The sequence below is a fragment of the Paenibacillus sp. sptzw28 genome (assembly GCF_019550795.1).
Classification (GTDB): Bacteria; Bacillota; Bacilli; order Paenibacillales; family Paenibacillaceae; genus Paenibacillus_Z.
In genome coordinates, this window is the sequence record NZ_CP080545.1 from 4,794,966 (window position 1) to 4,814,500 (window position 19,535).

19 protein-coding genes are annotated in these 19,535 nt (G+C 51.5%); 3 read left to right on the forward strand and 16 right to left on the reverse strand.

The window, feature by feature from the left end; genetic code table 11:
- Positions 1-62: 62 nt before the first annotated feature.
- From KZ483_RS21935 to KZ483_RS21960, 6 genes are all read right to left on the reverse strand, one after another.
- Positions 63-944, reverse strand: coding sequence for a transglutaminase family protein (locus KZ483_RS21935; protein WP_220349650.1), 882 nt, complete (start codon positions 942-944; stop codon positions 63-65).
- A complete protein-coding gene (locus KZ483_RS21940; protein WP_220349651.1) occupies positions 941-1,942 on the reverse strand; it encodes an alpha-E domain-containing protein in 1,002 nt (333 codons plus the stop codon). Before KZ483_RS21940 ends, KZ483_RS21935 begins: the two co-directional genes overlap by 4 nt.
- 33 nt (positions 1,943-1,975) lie before the next feature.
- Positions 1,976-3,433, reverse strand: a complete 1,458-nt coding sequence (locus tag KZ483_RS21945) for a circularly permuted type 2 ATP-grasp protein (protein WP_220349652.1) — start codon at positions 3,431-3,433, stop codon at positions 1,976-1,978.
- A 150-nt stretch (positions 3,434-3,583) separates the two neighbouring features.
- The gene (locus KZ483_RS21950; protein ID WP_220349653.1) at positions 3,584-3,808 is read right to left on the reverse strand and encodes a hypothetical protein; all 225 of its coding nucleotides are present in this window, start codon (positions 3,806-3,808) and stop codon (positions 3,584-3,586) included.
- Positions 3,801-4,010: a hypothetical protein gene (locus KZ483_RS21955; protein WP_220349654.1), complete on the reverse strand. Its 210-nt coding sequence runs from the start codon at positions 4,008-4,010 to the stop codon at positions 3,801-3,803. The genes KZ483_RS21950 and KZ483_RS21955 overlap by 8 nt, the downstream gene beginning before the upstream one ends.
- A gap of 156 nt (positions 4,011-4,166) precedes the next feature.
- On the reverse strand, positions 4,167-6,062 hold the full coding sequence (locus tag KZ483_RS21960) for a PrkA family serine protein kinase (protein ID WP_220349655.1): 1,896 nt from the start codon (positions 6,060-6,062) through the stop codon (positions 4,167-4,169).
- Between the two features lie 464 nt (positions 6,063-6,526).
- Between KZ483_RS21960 and KZ483_RS21965 the strand changes: the two genes are divergently transcribed.
- Together KZ483_RS21965 and KZ483_RS21970 are read left to right on the forward strand one after the other, a co-directional pair.
- A complete protein-coding gene (locus KZ483_RS21965; RefSeq protein ID WP_220349656.1) occupies positions 6,527-7,273 on the forward strand; it encodes a DUF2161 domain-containing phosphodiesterase in 747 nt (248 codons plus the stop codon).
- Positions 7,270-7,608, forward strand: a complete 339-nt coding sequence (locus KZ483_RS21970; RefSeq protein WP_220349657.1) for a Rieske (2Fe-2S) protein — start codon at positions 7,270-7,272, stop codon at positions 7,606-7,608. Before KZ483_RS21965 ends, KZ483_RS21970 begins: the two co-directional genes overlap by 4 nt.
- Positions 7,609-8,053: 445 nt before the next feature.
- Here KZ483_RS21970 and KZ483_RS21975 read toward each other — a convergent pair whose 3' ends face one another.
- The 4 genes from KZ483_RS21975 to trmL all read right to left on the reverse strand — a co-directional run bounded on the left by KZ483_RS21975 (position 8,054) and on the right by trmL (position 11,336).
- Entirely contained in the window at positions 8,054-9,250 is a 1,197-nt protein-coding gene (locus KZ483_RS21975; RefSeq protein ID WP_220349658.1) for an aminotransferase-like domain-containing protein, read from the reverse strand.
- Between the two features lie 411 nt (positions 9,251-9,661).
- Positions 9,662-9,913 (reverse strand): AbrB/MazE/SpoVT family DNA-binding domain-containing protein, encoded by a 252-nt coding sequence (locus tag KZ483_RS21980; protein ID WP_220353605.1) that lies wholly within the window; start codon positions 9,911-9,913, stop codon positions 9,662-9,664.
- A 78-nt stretch (positions 9,914-9,991) separates the two neighbouring features.
- On the reverse strand, positions 9,992-10,855 hold the full coding sequence (locus tag KZ483_RS21985; protein WP_220349659.1) for an MTAP family purine nucleoside phosphorylase: 864 nt from the start codon (positions 10,853-10,855) through the stop codon (positions 9,992-9,994).
- Positions 10,856-10,871: 16 nt separating this feature from the next.
- Positions 10,872-11,336, reverse strand: a complete 465-nt coding sequence (gene trmL / locus KZ483_RS21990; RefSeq protein ID WP_220349660.1) for a tRNA (uridine(34)/cytosine(34)/5-carboxymethylaminomethyluridine(34)-2'-O)-methyltransferase TrmL — start codon at positions 11,334-11,336, stop codon at positions 10,872-10,874.
- A gap of 141 nt (positions 11,337-11,477) precedes the next feature.
- Between trmL and KZ483_RS21995 the strand changes: the two genes are divergently transcribed.
- Positions 11,478-12,194 (forward strand): response regulator transcription factor, encoded by a 717-nt coding sequence (locus KZ483_RS21995; RefSeq protein ID WP_220349661.1) that lies wholly within the window; start codon positions 11,478-11,480, stop codon positions 12,192-12,194.
- 157 nt (positions 12,195-12,351) lie between these two features.
- Here KZ483_RS21995 and serC read toward each other — a convergent pair whose 3' ends face one another.
- From serC to KZ483_RS22025, 6 genes are all read right to left on the reverse strand, one after another.
- A complete protein-coding gene (serC, locus tag KZ483_RS22000) occupies positions 12,352-13,440 on the reverse strand; it encodes a 3-phosphoserine/phosphohydroxythreonine transaminase (RefSeq protein WP_220349662.1) in 1,089 nt (362 codons plus the stop codon).
- Between the two features lie 183 nt (positions 13,441-13,623).
- A complete protein-coding gene (gene glnA / locus KZ483_RS22005) occupies positions 13,624-15,048 on the reverse strand; it encodes a type I glutamate--ammonia ligase (protein ID WP_220349663.1) in 1,425 nt (474 codons plus the stop codon).
- 259 nt (positions 15,049-15,307) lie between these two features.
- Positions 15,308-16,369 (reverse strand): 3-deoxy-7-phosphoheptulonate synthase, encoded by a 1,062-nt coding sequence (gene aroF / locus KZ483_RS22010; protein WP_220349664.1) that lies wholly within the window; start codon positions 16,367-16,369, stop codon positions 15,308-15,310.
- Positions 16,370-16,485: 116 nt separating this feature from the next.
- On the reverse strand, positions 16,486-16,995 hold the full coding sequence (locus KZ483_RS22015; RefSeq protein WP_220349665.1) for a DUF2062 domain-containing protein: 510 nt from the start codon (positions 16,993-16,995) through the stop codon (positions 16,486-16,488).
- Positions 16,996-17,015: 20 nt separating this feature from the next.
- Positions 17,016-17,966 carry a 4-hydroxy-3-methylbut-2-enyl diphosphate reductase gene (locus tag KZ483_RS22020; protein ID WP_220349666.1) on the reverse strand — a complete coding sequence of 317 codons (951 nt, stop codon included), beginning with the start codon at positions 17,964-17,966 and terminating at the stop codon, positions 17,016-17,018.
- Positions 17,967-18,032: 66 nt separating this feature from the next.
- On the reverse strand, positions 18,033-19,529 hold the full coding sequence (locus KZ483_RS22025) for a sensor histidine kinase (protein WP_220349667.1): 1,497 nt from the start codon (positions 19,527-19,529) through the stop codon (positions 18,033-18,035).
- Positions 19,530-19,535: the final 6 nt, after the last annotated feature.

Consider the following 19,535-nt stretch of genomic DNA (forward strand, 5'->3'; position numbering starts at 1 on the left):
CCGCGAACGAATCCGTTCGCGGCCTGCTTCGTTTTCTTATACCGTTATGAACATCATCGTTGTCAAATTTCGATCCTCTTCACATCCACGGTCACTTCAAGATTGGATTCACCCGCTCCCCGGTAAACGCCCTTTACGGGAACAATATCTTTATAATCCCGTCCATGGCCTAATTTCACATATCGTTCGTCGACCGGGGATTCGTTGGTGGGATCGAATCCGCACCAGCCATATGCCGGTGTATAGGCCTCCACCCACGCATGCGAGGCTTGTTCGAAATCGGCGATCCCGCCCTGCAGATCCCCGACAAAATGGTACCCGCTCACATAACGGGCGGGAATCCCTTTGGCCCTGCACGCCGCAATCATCAGATGGGCGAAGTCTTGGCAAACCCCGCGGCGTCTTCGGATCATATCGCTTGCTACCGTCTGCACATTTGTCGCCTGCGGATCGTAAATAAATTCGGAACGGATCAATTTGGACATCCCGGTAAGCCAATCATATACGCTCTGCTCACCAAGGTAATCTCCCGGAAGCGGCGTTTCCGCGAAACTAATCACTTCAGGGGTCACGGCAGTATAGTCTGTCTGCAGCAAATATTCCGCGTACCGGTTCTGAATGTCCTCACTTGCGAGCCATTCCCAAGTCAGCTTCGGCTGCATCCTGTCTCCGACAGCAGCCTGATTTGCCGCCTCCTTAGTTACAACTGTCATTTGTGTCCGAATCGTCAGCTTTCTGTGCGGCTCGCTCACCGAGAACGCATGCACGCGATTGCCGAAAAAATCATCGTAGCTGAAGAGCGATGCGCCCGGTTCAACTGAAATCGAGTGCTGATAGCATGATTGCTGCTCGTTCGTAAACGGTGTCAGTCTTAGCTCATTGACACTGTCCGTAACCGGGCTTGAGTAGGAGTATTTGGTTGTATGGGAGATGCGCAGCTTCATGCCGTTGCCTCCCCGATTCGAAAAAAAGTATGCGCGAACGTAACGCCGAGCTGCTGAGCGGCCTGAAGCAAATTGCCGGTCACCTTTCCATCCGGGTCGAGCGTGAGATCCTCCCGTTCCAAACAGGCCAGCTCCGCCTTCAGCTTGCCTACTTGTCGGATGATCCGGTCGTGTGCCACCCGCATCTGCTTCTCCTGCAGGTCGATTCCGCGAAGGTGTGCATCCAGTTCATGCAGAGCGAAGTGCACCGAGCGAGGGAATACCGTATTCAAAACAAGAAATTCAACAATCGCATCCGGTAGGACTCCGTCTGCATAATATCTGCGAAACGCTTGGTAACCGCTCACCGAGCGGAGCACCGCCTGCAGAAACGGGTAGATCTCTTCCATTTCTTCCGGAGGTTCGGCGTTTCTGGTGCCGTTTGTCCGTACAGACTGCATAATGCGAAGCGTGTTTTCCGTCCGCTCAAGGTAACGGCCGCACTCGATAAAATGCCACTCGTTCTCGCGCGGCATAACCGATTGACAAATGCCGTTAAAGAGCGCCGTCCACTCTTTGATCCGGCCAAAAAATTGATGAGGCGATTCCCGTCCCCAATCGCTTGACTGCTTTTCCCTTAGCCACAGATAAAAACCGTTGATCGCGTCCCAAAGCTCGCTTGGCAGCTTCTCCCTCATCGAGCGGACGTTGCCCCTTGCATGGTTTACGCACGTCACCAGAGAGTTCGCATTGTCGCGGTCAAGCGTCACATAATGCACGACGTCCTGCTCTGTAAATGCGCCGTATTGCTGTTCATAAGCGGCACGGCTGCCCAAAGCGTCGACGATGCGGCCCCACTTGCACAATGTTTCCGTCTTCTCTTCCTGCCCCGCGAGCTGAAGACCCTGCAAGTCTTCCGTCTGCAGGTGGTAGTGGACATCAATAAGTCTGGCGTGATTTTCCGCCCGCTCCATATAACGACCGATCCAAAATAACGCCTCCGCATTGCGGCTCATCATCGTTCATCCCTCCGCTTCCGTTGGCTTTCGTATTTAACGGTTTAACACCCAGGTATCTTTAACGCCGCCGCCCTGTGAAGAGTTGACGACCAGAGAGCCTTCCGTAAGAGCAACCCTTGTTAATCCGCCCGGTATAACATGCGTCTCAGCGCCCATAAGCACGAATGCGCGCAAATCGATATGGCGGGGCGTCATCGCGCCCCCAATCATAACGGGTGCCCGTGACAGGTTCATGGTGGTCTGGGCAATGTACCGCCCCGGGTCCAGGCGGATTGCTTCGGAGAAGGCGGAAATCTCCTTCTGAGTCGCCGTTGGCCCGATCAGCATGCCGTACCCGCCCGACAGCGATGTTTCCTTCACCACAAGCTGTTCCAAATTCTCTAGCGCATACTCCCGGTCTTCCTTGCGCGACAAAATATAGGTCGGAACATTATGCAGAACGGGTTCCTCAGCCAAATAGTAGCGGATCATATCCGGCACATAAGCATAGACGGCTTTGTCGTCGGTAACGCCGGTGCCGGGCGCATTGGCTATAGCGACGTTGCCTGCACGGTAAGCGTTCATCAGTCCGGGCACGCCTAAAAGCGAATCCGGCTGAAAAGCAAGCGGATCGAGGAACTCGTCGTCGAGCCGGCGGTAAATGACATCGACCTGCCGCAATCCGCGAAGGTCGCGTAAATATATTTTGTGGTCCTTGTAAACGAGGTCCCGCCCTTCCACCAAGTGAATGCCCATTTGCTGGGCCAGAAATGCATGTTCGAAGTAAGCCGAATTGTATGCGCCGGGCGTAAGAAGCACAATGAGAGGGTTGCGTTGACCGGAGGGAGCAAGACTGCGAAGCGAGCTTAGAAATATGTTCAGGCTGCGCTCGACATCCGCAACCTTGCTGGACAGGTACAGGTCTGGGAACAACTCGCACATCAAGCTTCGGCCCTTGTACAGATAAGAGAACCCCGATGGTGTGCGCAAATTGTCCTCAAGCACAAAGTAACGGCCTTTCTCGTCGCGAATCAAATCGATGCCGGAAGCGGTCATGTAAATATCCCGCGGCACTTCTAGGCCGGCCATTTCCGGACGGAAATACGTATTGCCGATGACCATCTGCCTCGGAATAACGCCGTCCCGCACGATCTGCTGCCCGTGGTAAATATCCCGTGTAAAGGCATTGAGCGCCTTGACCCGCTGCTTCATCCCCCGCTCAATGAATTCCCATTCATGCTTCGGTATGATGCGGGGGATGTAGTCGAAGGGAATCGTTCGTTCCAACGGTTCCGACTGATTCGGAGAATAAAGCGTAAAAGTGATGCCTTCCTCTATCATTCTTTGCTGAAGTGCAGTATGTCTGGCAGCAAGCTCTGGCGGCTTCATTCGGGTGAAGGTTCGATGGACGCCTTCATAATGAGAACGTACCGAAAGATCTTTCTCGAACATTTCATCATAAAACGATTGCGAATCATAGGGATGGAACTGCGACTGGATCGCCATCGACATGTTAACCGCCTCCAAAGCCATCATCGTTAACTCGGTGTAATGTTCATGTTACTTTAAAAAAGAGATTAAACAGGTGCATTTGGATTATGTTACCTAAATCATACAGAATTCCAATCTTCATGTCAACTTATATAACATATAAATCAAAAGTTAAATAAGCCTGCCATGCCCCGTGAATCTGATAAGCGCATCCAGCCAACCAGTTACGGCAGCGGATACATAATTCCCGTTCGTATAACCGGATTCCCGGATCAGGTGCTTTACTTTTCCCGCATTCGCCGTCGAGACGGTTGAGTACAGCAGCTCACCGTCCTTACCCCGTTCACTGAAGTAAACCTTCCGCTGGCCGGCATCAAACGCAGCCGCTTTATTCAAAGTTCACAATCGCGCCCCTGTCTACCTGTTCGAACCCGTACTCCCCATAAAGCCGGCACAGCTGAACGGTTGTCTGCGGAAGACGAAACACTCCTTCCGTGGTTACGAACTCCGGCCCGCTCCTAGTAGGTAAAATCATACAAACATCGGCGATATCGATTACAGCGGGTTCTCCCCGTTCATCAAGCAGCATGAGCTTCATCCGCGACACTTCCCTTTGCCAGAGTAAGAACTAATGTTCCTATTCTATCATATTCAACGGGAAATACCATCCTTCCGAAGCCGGTAATAACGCCTAAAAGCCGCAGTACGCACGGGGCGTACTGCGGCTCATCGGAACCGATCATTCAATCCGTAATTACCTGTTCAACAGGCTCCCTACATACCGCAGAAGCTCGTTAGAGCATACCGGGCAGTATCCATGCTCATCCATCAACCGCTTCGTTACTTCGTTGATCCGTTTGAGCTGCCGCTCATCAGGCGTTTTGGTCGAGGTGGTGATTTTAACGATATCCTTCAAATCGGTGAACAGCTTCTTCTCGATCGCTTCGCGAAGACGCTCATGGCTGTTATAGTCGAACTTTTTCCCTTTTCGCGAATAGGAGGAGATGCGAATCAATATTTCTTCGCGGAAAGCTTTTTTCGCATTTTCCGATACGCCGATCTGCTCTTCGATAGAGCGCATGAGACGCTCATCCGGATCCATTTCCTCCCCGGTCAGCGGATCTTTGATCTTCGTCCAGTTGCAGTACGATTCAATATTGTCGAGGTAGTTTTCGAACAAGGTTCTGGCCGACTCCTCATACGAGTAGACAAAGGCCTTCTGAATTTCCTTCTTGGCCAGATTGTCATACTCTTTCCGCGCGACGGAGATGAAATTCAAGTACCTCTCCCGTTCGTCCTTCGTAATGGACGGATGCTGATCCAGTCCGTCTTTCAGCGCGCGCAGCACGTCGAGAGCATTGATGCATTGCAAATCCTGCTTGATAAGAGCGCTGGAGATACGGTTAATGACATAACGCGGATCAATACCCGACATGCCTTCCTCAATGTACTCGCTCTGCATTTCTTTCAGGTCCGCTTCTTTGTACCCTTCCACCTCTTCGCCATCGTACATGCGCATCTTCTTGACCAAGTCCATTCCCTGCTTCTTCGTCTCCTTCAGACGGGTAAGAATCGAGAAAATAGCAGCAGCTCTCAGCGAATGCGGCGCAATGTGGATATGCTTCATATCGCTTTGCCCGATCAGCTTCGTATAGATCTTCTCTTCCTCCGACACCTTCAAGTTGTATGGAATCGGCATCACGATCATCCGTGATTGAAGAGCCTCGTTCTTTTTATTGCTGATAAAAGATTTATACTCGGATTCGTTGGTGTGCGCTATAATCAGCTCGTCAGCTGAAATTAACGCGAATCTGCCGGCCTTGAAATTCCCCTCCTGTGTCAGCGACAGTAAATTCCATAGAAATTTCTCGTCGCATTTGAGCATCTCCTGAAACTCCATCAGTCCGCGGTTCGCTTTGTTGAGCTCGCCGTCAAACCGGTATGCGCGGGGGTCCGATTCCGAGCCGTACTCCGTAATGGTCGAAAAATCGATGCTGCCTGTTAGATCGGCGATGTCCTGCGATTTCGGATCGGACGGACTGAAGGTTCCGATCCCGATCCGGCTCTCCTCCGAGATAAGCACGCGCTCAACCAGCACATTTTCAATTTGGCCGCCATATTCGGTTTTCAGCCTCATTTGGCACGACGGACAGAGATTCCCTTCAATCCGGACACCCAGCTCACGCTCCGCTTCCGGGCGCAGCTCATGCGGAATAAGATGCAGAGGCTCCTCATGCATCGGACAGCCTTTAATGGCATAGACCGCCCCCCGCTCCGTCCGGGAAAATTGTTCAAGACCTTTCTTAAGCATCGTCACAATCGTCGATTTACCGCCGCTGACCGGACCCATGAGCAGCAGTATCCGTTTGCGCACATCAAGCCGCCGTGCAGCGGAATGAAAGTATTCCTCCACCAATTGCTCAACCGCGCGATCCAGGCCGAATATTTCCTGTTCAAAAAATTTGTATTTCTTATGCCCGGAATTTTCCACCACCCCGAACGACTCGATCATTTCATAAACGCGGGCATGCGCTGTCATAGCCGGAGCCGGATCCTGCTTGAGCAGCTCAATGTATTCCTTAAACGTCCCCGTCCACGCCAGCTTCTCACTCTCCGCCTTGTACGCCGATATACGTTTCAAAATGTCCATGACGTACCTCCTTTCGTCCCTCCCGTTGCTACAAGCCGCCTATTCCCTGCGGGTCACCATCTATCCGTCTCTGACGCTTCCCGGCATTTTGTTGAAGTAATACAATCCTATGCGTGTTTGCGAGGGAAGTTGCCCTATATTTTAAACTAGATTTCTCCACCGTTCGCCTTTCTTTACCAAGACATTAATAAATCGGAAACTACAGGCAATTGAACTACTCCCAAACTAAGGCAAAAGGAATACCAAATTGAGGGACAACGCTTTGTACGGGAAGCCCAGGCTGCACTGGAAAATGCCAGCAGATTAACATGAATTCACAGGCGCAAAAGGATGCCGTTGTTGTCTGTCCATGCGGAAAATAGTGCAAACAAGGTTTTACCAAGACGGACAGAGCTTCATAATGGAGGCCGCGCTATTTTGTGTTATAATCTCCAAAGAGCTGCAAAGGGAAAGGAGCACCGAGCATGGCCGTCAAACATGAAACCGAGCTTTACAAGCCGGTTAAAGCCTATTTCGAAGCACAGGGCTTCGAGGTCAAAAGCGAAGTGATGCACTGTGACTTAGTCGCAATCCACCCGGACAGCGGCGACACCTTTCTCGTCGAAATGAAAAAAACGTTCAATCTCGCCTTGCTTTTGCAGGGCATCGAACGGCTGCGGCTGAGCGGACAAGTGATGCTGGCGGTAGAACGAAACCGGAAGAAGAGCGGCGCTCACAACCAGCGTTTCGGCGATCTCTCGGAGCTGTGCCGGATGCTCGGGCTCGGCTTGATGACGGTAACCTTCTTCAAGACGAAAGCACCGGTCATTGAGCTTCTGTGCGAGCCCGGAGACCCGCCGCGGCGCGGAATTCGGCGGGTCCGGCAGACCCGGCTCATTCATGAGTTCCGCGAAAGGAGCGGGGATTACAATACGGGAGGCAGCACAAGGCGCAAGCTCGTTACCGCTTATCGGGAAAAAGCGCTTCGAATCGCATGGGCGCTTAAAGAGCACGGCCAATTGCCGCCGCGCAAAGCGGCTGAGCTTACCGAGGTCAGGCTGGCGAGCCTGATCCTTCAGAAGGATTACTACGGCTGGTTTGAACGCGTTGAGCGGGGCGTCTACCGCTTGAAGGAATCCGGTGCCGCCGCAGTCGTGGAATATGCCGATGTGATTGAAGCCTGGCTGAACTCGCCGCAGCGGCAGACTAAAGAAGGAGGAATCGAACGATGAGTGAAAATTTTATTTTACCGGAAGGCTATCACGCGATCGGCACCGTCTTGGACATTACCGACTTCCCGGCATCTATAACGATCGGCAACGATCCCTATTTCATCCTGCGGACGGTATGCAAAGGGGATGAGCAGCCGACATATAAGCTGGTGTCCGCTGTTTGCCCGCATGCAGGCGGTGAAGTCCGGCCTCTGGAGAATGAACTCATTTGCCCCCTTCACTATTGGTCGTTCGACGCCGGGACCGGGGAGTCGACGAACGTCCCGGGAGAACGGCTGGCCTGCAGTCCGGTTGTAATACATAACGGACAGTTTACGATTACGAGCACCCCCTAATGTAGCCCACCCCCTAAATCCCCCTGAGCGTATGCTTCCGATGCAGTTTTCCTCCGGAAAACTCTCGGGGGACCCCAAGGGCTCCGCCCTCTGGACACCTGGAAGGTAGAACGTAAGAGTTGAAGAGACGCATCCCACCCGCATCTGTACGCAGACTCGCTTGTCCCTAGGGGGACACACTAACTATTAGCGCTCTTCACGATAAATGCCCACAAAGTTTTCCTTCGGAAAACTCTCAGAGATCTGCTTGGAGAGGAAGAACAAAGTTTTCCTTTGGAAAACTCTTAGAGCTGCTTGGTAAGGCCCGGGGTGGACTAACCCTCCCTTCTCCACTTTCGAAATGCCCTATAACAACGAGAAACCCACCGTCTTGGATAAGACGTGGGTTTCTCGAGAATCTGGCCGGTTTCCGTAGGGAGCCGGTCAGATTGTTTTTTCCGTATCGTCAGCGGCGTGCGGTAAACTCGCCTATCGCTTCGGCGAACCGCGAAATGCCCAGCGCCATTCGCTCGCCATGCGTATAAGTGAAGTTCAGCCGCGCGGTGTTGCGCTGCGGTTGAGCCGCGAAGAAGGACGCTCCCGGTACGAAGGCTACGCCTTTGCTAACCGCGCAGCGGAGCAGCGCTTCCGCATCCAGCGCCTCCGGAAGCTCCAGCCACAAGAACATTCCACCCTCGGGCTGAACCCATTTAACGTCCTCCCAGCCCTGCTGCCGGAGCAGAGCTTGCATTTGCCTCATCCGCTCGCCGTAAGCGTCGCCTATCTTGCGGATGTGAACGTCAAGCGAGAAATGCCTGAGCAGCTGATCCAGTGTTTGTTGATCGAGCGTGCTGGAGTGTAAATCGGCTGCCTGTTTTGCTTTGGCCATCATACGGATCACCTTGCGGTCCCCGATCGCCCAGCCGGTTCGCAGCGCCGGTGCAACGGTTTTTGAGAACGTGCTCGTATATAGTACGCCTCCGCCATCCGCACTTCCCGCTAATGAAAACAAGGTCGGATACGTTGCGCCTGCATCGAACTTAATATCACCGTAAGGATCATCCTCCAGAATCGGAACTCCCCATCGGCTGCAGATGTCGAGCAGTCCTTTTCGGCGCTCAAGACTCCATGTGCGTCCTGTAGGGTTGCCGAAGGTGGGCACCACATAGACAAGCCTCGGCTTATGCTCCCGAACCAGCCGCTCAGCTTCCGATATTATCATTCCGTCGTGGTCGCTTTCAACCGGAACTACCCGCAAGCCGCTTAAACTAAATACCTGCAGACTCGCCAAATAAGTCGGGTTTTCGACAAGGACGACATCCCCCGGCTCCAGCAAGACCCGTACGATCAAATCGATAGCCTGCTGGGAGCCCGTTGTCATAATCATTTGGTCAGGTTCAACCGTCATCCCTTTTTGAGCCATTCGAGCGCAGAGCTGTTCGCGCAGCGGCAAATATCCTTCGGTCAAACCATACTGCAGCGCGCCTTTGCCTGCCGCAAATACCCGGTCAACCGCTTCATGAACCGCTTCAAGCGGAAACAGTTCCTCTGCGGGAAGTCCGCCTGCGAATGAAATAATTTCCTTTCCTTGCGTAAGCTTTAAAATATCCCGAACGGCCGATGATTGCAGCCGTTCGACATTGCCCGAAAACCGATAGTCCACTATACGTTCGCCTCCCCGTTACCAATACCTCATATTTTACGCTCAAACGGGCCGGGGAGCAACAAAATAGACCCTCTGGCAATCTTGTTATTTCTGGCGCATGCCCCGCTTATACACGGTTGTGCACAGCACACGCGGGAAGCATGAATCGCGCTTGTAACAACTTGTTCACATCTTAACGCATTTTCTTTTCCATCCCCGTTGGGTATAATAAAAATAGCGTATTGGAGGTGTGCAGGATGACGATAAAATTTCTGATCGTAATCACCGTCTTTGTATTGTTCCTGGTCGCCATGCTCACAGCGTCATACAATGACGACAAGACCAAAGGCTTGTAAGTTCGAAGAAAAAAAAAGCTTCCGGCGAATGAATGATCAATCGCCGGAAGCTTTTTTCGATGTTTTCACCGCTTTAAGCGCGGCGCAATCCTGTCATTTCCGTCATGCAGACGGAGCATAAGTATCGTTCCTTAAACTCACGGACTTCCTCCATGGAACTGCAAAAAACGCAGCGGGGACGGTAACGTTCCAAAATGATATGGTCACCCTGGACAAGAATTTCCACGGGGTCGCCTTCGTTCATCTGATATCTTTTGCGCAGCGACTTGGGCAGAACAATACGGCCCAGTTGGTCGACCTTACGCACTACTCCAGCCGGTTTCAACAAGTTCACCTCTCCTGTAGTCTTAAATTCTAGGTCACCTATAAGTTTCGATAGGGCGTTCCTTTTTCCTGCCCTTTTTTATATTTTCTTAATATCCTGCAATAATGTTGCTTTTCTAAGGCTCAAACAGCTGCAATCGGTCTGCTCCGCCTCGGTATGCGTCATCGCATCCAGCAGAATGTGTCCGATCGTATGAGATTCGTTATAAAAAATATCGCTCAAATCTTTGTGCTCCCAATCCTTGATAATGCCCTCCGCGTAATTCACGACCATATAAACGCCCGCATAACACGCGCCGATTTCCCGCGCCAAATAAACTTCGGGGCAAATGCTCTGCCCCACCACATCGCCATACGCTTGGCGGTACATCTGCACCTCAGCCGGGCTTTCGAAATGCCGTCCGTCCGTGTTAACATAGACACCGCGGGTATAGACCCGTCGAGGCTTCTCCTGTCGTCTTTCGACACGTTCACTGGCCGCTTCCGCCAGCAGGTGCGATTGCGATTTGCAAATCGACTCGCGCATTACGAGTAAATAAGGACCGCCCAGGCCGATGTCCTTCCGCATAGATTGGTCAATGTAGTCGTTTGGAATCACGAGGTCGCGAAGCTCGAGCAGATGATTGATGCTTCCAACTCCTCCTTCAGCAAAAATTTTCTTCACGCCTGCCTGCTGAAATACCCAAAATACCTGCTGCGACGCCACGCCCCGAGTTACGACATTCGGTCTCCAGCCATGCATTTTCACCGTAATTACCCGTTTACCGCCGACTTCAAACAGTTTAAACTCCGGGCTTGTCCCGTATGGCGTCTCAAATGTCAGGCCCGTTTCCAGTACGGTTACGTCCTTTCTGTCCAAGTCCTCGGGAAAAGAAATAGAGAACATGCTGGAGCCGCCGATAATGGCGAAATCCGTTTGCGGTATGGTCTGATTATGGGTCATTCTGCTCACTCCTTTATTATTCCAATCCGGCAAAATCAAGCTGCCTAAACGCTTCATATATAACGATTGCGGCCGAATTCGACAAATTCAGCGATCTAACCTTATCGGTCATCGGCATTCTCATGCACGTTTCCGGGTGCGCATCCAGAATCGACTGCGGCAGACCCTTCGTCTCTTTTCCAAAGACGAAAAAATCGCCGTCCCGGAATGAGTGGTCGGTATACCGTTTCGTCGCACGCGTGCTGGCGCAGAAAAAACGGCTGCCCGGAAATAACCGTGGAAGCTCCTCAAACGAGTCGTGATAATGAACATTTACCGCATACCAATAATCAAGTCCGGCACGTTTTAATGTTTTGTCGTCGGTATCGAAGCCCAGTGGCCGCACCAAGTGCAAATGAGTTCCTGTAGCGGCGCAAGTCCGGGCAATATTTCCTGTGTTCGCCGGAATTTCCGGTTCGACGAGTACGATATGAAATGCCATTTACTCTTTCACCTCTCAGGCCCTGTCTATTATACATGAATTAATCGAACAATTTAACATAGGTTTAACGTTTACTTAATCTAATGAACAACGTCGCTTGTCATAATAAATCCATATCGTAAGAAAAGGAGAACAGGATCGATGAAGAAGAAAATTTTAGTCGTTGACGACGAGCCCTCCATCTCCACGCTGATCGAATTCAACTTGAAGCTTGCCGGATACGACGTACGCTGTGTACAAGACGGAGAAGCAGTTTTCGAAATATTAAAGCCGTTTCGTCCCGACCTCATTGTCCTAGATCTCATGCTTCCCAAAATGGACGGTATTCAAGTATGCCGTGAGCTTCGCAAGCAAAATAACGCTGTCCCGATCGTCATGCTGACCGCTCTGCAGGATGTAACCGACAAAATCGCCGGACTCGACAACGGCGCTGACGACTACATGACTAAGCCATTCTCGCCGCAGGAGCTGCTCTCCCGGATCCAGGCCATATTCCGCAGGACGCAGTCGCTTCCCGGATCGAGCGAGAACATCATCCACGAAATCGGACGGCTCGAGGTCTTGTCGGAGCAGCGTGAGGTTCGCATCGAGGGCAAGCCGGTCGAGCTGACGCCTAAGGAATTCGAGCTGCTGCTGTTCCTTTGCCGCCACCGCGGGAAGGTGCTGAGCCGCCAGCAGCTGCTGCATGGCGTATGGGATTATCACTTCCTTGGCGATACGCGTATAGTAGACGTTCACATCAGCCATCTCCGGGATAAAATCGAGAATAATGCCCGGACACCTGAATACATTATGACCGTGCGTAATGTAGGCTATAAGCTTACAGGTCCTAGTGCTGCCGACTCCTCTTTAGCTTAATGCAAGGCTAATATCTCTATATAATGATTACGCAGAATAGAGACCGCCCGACCTTCATGTGGCAGAAGGTCGGGCGGTCTGTTGCCGTAACGCGGGCCGCGAAGGTTTAGAACTGGCCCGCTTGTGCGGAATTGAATCGACTCGTCCTGCGAACGATTTAGCCGTTTCTCTGCTGAAAATCGGTCATAAATTCTGCTAGCGCCCTGCAGCTCTCAAGTGGAACGGCATTATAAGTCGAAGCGCGCAGACCGCCGACGCTGCGGTGGCCTTTCAATCCGACAAAGCCTTGCTGCTCCGACTCTTTGGCGAACTGCTTTTCAAGTTCCTCTGTTTGAATCCGGAACGTAATGTTCATTGCAGATCTGCTGCTCAAGTCGGCAAAGCCGCGGTAGAAGCCTCCGCTTTGGTCGATAACATCGTAAATAAGCTTCGTTTTGTCGCGGTTATACTGCTCTATTGCCGAAACGCCGCCCTTCGCTCTCACCCATTTAAGCATAAGGCCCATCAGATAAATCGAGTATGAAGGCGGAGTGTTATAAAGCGAATTATTCTTCACATGCGTGTCGTAGCGCAGCATGGTTGGTATGTTTTTAGGGCTGGCCGCCACCAGATCTTCCCGTACAATAACAATCGTCACACCGGAAGGACCGAGATTTTTCTGAGCTCCTGCATAAATCAGCCCGAATTTGCTGACGTCCACCGGACGGCTCAAGATATCACTCGACATATCGGCAACCAGGGGTACATCGCCTGTTTCCGGGAATGCCGTATACTGAGTACCTTCGATAGTTTCGTTCGAGGTTACATGAAGGTAAGCCGCATTAGCCGGCAGCTGAATGTCGGCTAGGTTTGGAATCCGGTTGAATTTATCCGCTTCCGAAGAGGCTGCAATTGCTGCTTCTCCAATCAGCTGCGCTTCTTTGATCGCCTTCTCCGCCCAGCTTCCCGTCATTATGAATGATGCCGCTTTGCCCGCTGTGAGCAAATTCATCGGGATCATTGCGAACTGCGTACTTGCCCCGCCTTGCAGGAACAGTACCTTGTAATTGTCAGGAATTCCGAACAATTCCCGCAGCAATGCTTGTGCCTCGTTATGGACCTGCTCGTAAATGGCGCTCCGGTGCGACATTTCCATTATGGACATGCCTGCGCCCGCAAAATTCACAAACTCCTCTTGCCCCTGCTGCAGCACTTCAAGCGGCAGCGCGGCCGGACCAGCATTGAAATTATATGCGCGTTTCGTCACCGTAATCCTCTCCAGTCTTCTGTTTGCATATGGCTATGATAGCAAGTTTAAAGGTTTGCTTCAAGTAGAAAAGTCGAACGTATGCAACTTTAAACAAACCAAACATTCGGGTTTTGACAAAATTAAAAAGCGAACTCCCACAAAAAGGAGAGTTCGCTGGTTTTAGTAATTGATGATTGCAAATTAGCAATCGAAGTAAAGGCTGTACTCGTGCGGATGTACGCGAATCGAAACAGCTTTTGCTTCCTGGCGTTTGAATGCCACGTAGTTCTCGATGAAGTCTTTGGAGAATACGCCGCCTTCCGTCAAGAATTCGAAGTCTGCTTCCAAAGCGTCAAGCGCTTCGTCAAGCGTACCCGGTACCGAGCGGATTTCTTTCTTCTCTTCATCGGACAGCTCATAGATGTTTTTGTCGAAAGGTCCGTAGCCAAGAGCAACCGGATCGATTTTGCGTTTGATACCGTCAAGACCCGCAAGCAGCATAGCCGCGAAAGCGAGGTATGGGTTTGCCGTGGAGTCAGGCGTACGGAACTCGATACGGCAGCCTTTCGGCGTAACAGCTGCGACAGGAATACGGATTGCAGCAGAACGGTTACCTTTGGAGAATACCAGGTTAACCGGTGCTTCGTAACCAGGAACGAGTCGTTTGAACGAGTTCGTCGATGGGTTCGTAAGAGCGATCAATGCCGGTGCATGGTGCAGAATACCGCCGATGTAGTGCATAGCCATCGGGCTAAGGTTTGCATAAGCACCCTTTTCATAAAACAGCGGGGAATCGCCGTTGAAGATGGATTGGTGAACGTGCATACCGCTACCGTTGTCGCCAAAAAGCGGTTTCGGCATGAACGTAGCTACTTTACCGCTAAGGCGGGCTACATTTTGCACGATGTATTTATATTTGAGAAGGTTGTCGGCGGTTTTCGTCAGCGTATCGAAGCGGAAGTTGATTTCAGCTTGTCCAGCCGTTGCAACTTCGTGGTGATGACGCTCGACGCGAAGGCCTGTTTCCTGCATCAGACGTACCATCTCACTGCGGATGTCCTGCTGCGAGTCGATAGGTGCAACCGGAACATAACCGCCTTTAACGCCTACTTTAAAGCCAAGGTTTCCGCCTTCTTCTTTGCGGTTTGTATTCCAAGCCGCTTCTTCGGAATCTACCGAATAGGAAGAAGAGTTCATTGTGCTTTCATAGCGAACGTCGTCAAAGATAAAGAATTCGGATTCAGGAGCAAAGAATGCAGCTGTACCGACACCGGACTTTTGCAGAAATTCTTCTGCTTTATGAGCGATGCTGCGCGGATCGCGATCATAACGCTCGCCGTCCGGCGTATGGATGTTACACATAATGTTGAGTGTCGGATGTTCCGTGAAGGGATCCACATAAGCGGTTTCAGTATCCGGCATCATAACCATGTCGGATTCTTCGATACCGCGGAAACCCGGGATAGACGAACCGTCGAAAGCTACGCCGTTTACGAACGTTTCAGCTTCAACTTCTGTCGAAGGAAGGGTAATGTGGTGCGCGCGACCCGAAAGGTCTACAAAACGGAAATCGACAAACTGGATATTATTTTCTTTGATGGTGTTTAGTACATTTTGTGCTGACATTTAAAAATTTCCTCCATTTCCGAACGTTTGCTTAGTATTGAACTGTAAATGTTCAATTTTTGCGCGAAACTATGAGGCTATTATAAAATTTAGGCTGGGCGGCAGTCAATAGTTATGTAAGGTATTTTTTAAGTGAGTGTCAGGTATCATCACACATTTGTCGAAATATTTTCATTTACAACCTAAAAGAAGCCGCAGGCCTTGTTAACAAGGCGGCAGCGGCTTCCAGTGTTATCCTATGGGATCATTTAAAATGGCACTAAATCTTCCATGTCTGGAAAAATTCAGCCGGCTCCTTCGGAGTATCGAAACGTTTCCCTACGAGGTTCCCGAGCTGCTCAAGTTCTTTAAGTAATTTGGCGAATTGATCGGGGAACAACGACTGCACTCCATCACCCGTCATGGAGTTGTCAGGATCGGTATGCATCTCGATTATGAGACCGTTAGCGCCTGCAGCGACGGAAGCCTTAGACATTGGTTCAACAAGCTCACGCCGGCCTGTACCGTGGCTCGGATCCGATATGACCGGCAGATGGCTAAGCTGCTGCAGTACAGGGATGGCCGCCAGATCCAGCGTATTGCGCGTGTACGATTCAAATGTGCGGATGCCCCTCTCGCAAAGCATAACGTTCGGATTTCCACCGGCCAAAATGTATTCGGCGGCATTGAGAAATTCGTCGTATGTTGCGCTGAAACCACGCTTAAGCAGTACTGGAGTCTTAATAGTGCCCAGCTTGCGGAGAAGGTCGAAATTCTGCATATTGCGCGTTCCCACCTGCAGGATATCGGCATATTCGGCGCATACATCGACATATTCCGGCGTCATGACTTCCGTAATGGTCAGCAGGCCGTGCTTCTTGCCCGCCTCTGCCATCATCACAAGTCCTTCGACACCGACGCCCTGGAAGCTGTAAGGGCCGGTGCGCGGCTTAAACGCACCGCCGCGAAGCACCTGTCCGCCGGCCGCTTTTACAAGACGGGCGATTTCGTCGATTTGCTCCGGGGACTCTACTGCGCACGGACCGCCCATAACAGCAAGGTGCTCTCCGCCGATTTTCACGCCTTTTATCTCAATTATCGTATCGTCCGGATGGAAATCGCGGCTCGCCAGTTTGTATGACTTCGATATCTTGATCACGTTCTCGACACCCTTCATTTGGCGCAAATGCTCTGCCAGCATGGGTTCAGCCTTTCCGATAATGCCGATCACCGTCCGGTCCGTACCGCGCGATACGTGCGCCTGCACGCCGGCCTTCTCAATGTGCTGCACGATTTCACCTATTCGTTCTTCCGTTACGTTACTGTTTGTAATAACGATCATATGGACAACTCCCTTTTCTCGCTTCAACGCGTGTTCGCTTTTATGCTTTTATGCTTTTAATCGCTAAAGTAAATATATATTAAAAATCCGATCTCGTCAAGAGACCGGATGAATAATTAATCGGGGATCGGACTCGCTTCCACACCGATACGGCGCAGCTTGCGTTTCTCACGGCGCTTCTCGGCGACATATTGAATGCTAAGCTTGACCGGAAAATAGAAAAGCGCGCCAAGCAACACGCCGTCAATTATGCCGCCGATAACGAGTTTCAGGTTCATGAACAAAATACGATTAAGCCAGTGGGGCAAAAAGTGAAAGTGAATCCTCAGATGGTCCGGAAGTACCCATCCTCCTACCATGCTGTTAATGAAAGCGACAGGAATAAAAATGATTTTCCCGACTACAAAACCGACCAACGCTCCGGCAATACTGGCACGAAGCCAATAGATCAGAGGGAAAATCAGGAAAAAAGCAAGGCCGTAAGTCGGCAATGTAAACATTTCAACCGCCATGCCGATTGAAAAACCTAATGCCACAAACGAAGGGCCTCCGGGCGCCCTCATCAGCTGGGTATATTTGAGCTTCAGCCAACGTTTAATCGAGCGCGGTTTACGAGCAGTACTCATTGGATGTGCGCTCCTTTCACTCATACAGACGATTTCGTTCGGACAGTAGGCAGAAGCTTATTCATATTCACTGTCCTGCGGGCTTCCCATGTTTCCGGCTTCAAGTCATCGTATTGTTCCAGATAAGCGATTACCTCTTTGGTTATCGGCGTTGGCGTTGAAGCGCCTGAAGTTACGGCTACCCGTTTCTTGCCTGCCAGCCAGCTGCGGTCGATTTCCGTTACGTCTGCCACACGGAAGGCTTTAACACCGGCTATTTCCTCGGATACCTGGGCGAGCCTGTTTGAATTATTGCTTCGCGGATCGCCGACGACGATGCACAAATCGGCTTCCTTCGCCTGCTCGGCCACCGCTTCCTGGCGCACCTGCGTGGCCAGGCATATCTCGTTGTGAATTTCCGCCGTCGGAAATTTCGATAACAGTCTGCTAATCAGATGCTTGATATCCCACTGCGACATAGTCGTCTGATTAGTAATGATAATCCGATCCGTCTGCACGGTCAGGCGATCGATCTCTTCTTCCTTCTCAATGAGGTGAACATGGTCCGGTGCGATGCCAATCGCGCCTTCCGGCTCGGGATGCCCCTTCTTGCCGATATATATGATTTCGTACCCTTCCGAAACCTTCTCCCGGATCAAATCATGAGTCTTGGTCACATCGGGACATGTTGCATCAACCACAGTCAGCCCCCGGTCGCGAGCCCGCTTGCGGACTTCCGGCGATACGCCGTGAGCGGTGAAGATAACGGTCCCGCTATCGATCTTCTCCAGTATCTCCAACCGGTTCTCGCCGTCAAGCGTAATTACGCCTTCCTGCTTGAACGCTTCTGTGACATGGCTGTTGTGGACGATCATGCCCAGTATATATATGGGGCGCGGAAGCTCCAAATTTTTTGCCGTTTGCAGCGCCAAAACCATGGCGTCAACAACTCCATAGCAATATCCGCGCGGTGATATCCTTACAATTTCCATTGCTTGCACCTGCTTTCAAAAGGCCGAAACTTTTCCGGAAAGCTGCTTTAATCCCGGTTCTTTATATTATACCCGATTCGACTTGTCGATGAAAGCAACCGGGAGCCATACGATAAAAGTCGAACCTTCTCCTTCACGAGTCGACACCTCAACAGACCCGCCATGTTCGTCGATTATCCATTTTGCAATGGACAAACCGAGACCGGTACCGCTCGTCTGACCGCGCGATTCGTCAGCCCGGTAGAAACGTTCGAATATATGCGGAATTTCGGCGCTGTTCATTCCGATACCTGAATCCTTTATGACAACGCCGGCTTGATCGGCAGACTGCATCGCCCGAAGCTCGACATAGCCGCTTGGAGTATATTTAAACGCGTTTTCAACAAAGATGAAGAAAAGCTGCCGTAAGAAATCCGCATGCGCGGCAACTTCCACGCCTTCAAGCGCCTTTAAGTCGCCGATCCGCCATTCTGCCGTCCGCGGAAGGAGCTGCGCCCTGCGGGCAACGTCCTCGACTATCGGAAGGAGCGGCTGAACCGTTTTCTCCATCGCATAGCCGGCATCTGCCCGCGCCAGCGCGAGCAGATCGTTGACGAGACTGGACATGCGCTTTGCCTCGCCCGCTATATCCTGCATCGCTTCCCGGGTTAATACGACCCGCTGTAAATCCCCCTCAGCCTTCTCGAGCTCGCTGCGCTCATCGGATCCTCCTGCCGCTTCCGCAGTTTCAAGCGCAGGCAGCCACATACGCTCAAGCAGCTCGATATTGCCGCGGATGGTCGTAAGCGGCGTGCGGAGCTCGTGCGAAGCGTCGGATACGAACCGCCGCTGCGCTTTGTAGGCATCATCCAGTACGTTATACGTGTTCTCCAGCCGCCCAAGCATGTTGTTGAGCGTATCGGTCAGCTGCCCCATTTCATCATTGGGCCCATACTTCGGGATCCGTACGCTGAGGTCCGAGCCGTGCTGAATCTGGTTACTGGCCCTTATCACATTCTCAATCGGCCGCAGCGCCTGCCGCGCAAGGAATAGTCCGATCGTGAATGCAATCAGTACGGCGATAATCGACGAGAATACAAGTATGGTGCGAAGATCGCTGAGCAGCTTCTCTTCCCGCCCCGAATAGGCCGCCACCTGAAGAAGGCCGACAAGCTGCTGCTTGTCGCTCCATAAAGGCTGCTCGTAGACGAGAAAAGGAGACTTTCCGACCTTAACATGCTCGAAGTATCCGCCGGTAACCGTTATTTTATTACTTTCCGGGTATGGCAGTGTGATACCGTATCGGACTAAATTTTGCGAGCGGGCGCTTACTTCTTTTTTATTGTAATTCACCAATTGAACATACATTTCACTATCGATAAACGTATAAGGCGATACATTCAAATTCATCCCATCGTAGCCCAGGTTGCCCTTGGTGATATCATCCGCCTGCGCTTTTATCATCGCCTTCATGTCGCTGAATTGGTTATAATTAACGATAAAATAAATCGCCACTCCGAACGCAACCAGCGTTGCCGCCAGTACGACGGAATACCATAATGTCAACCTCAGCCGAATGGACATCCAGGT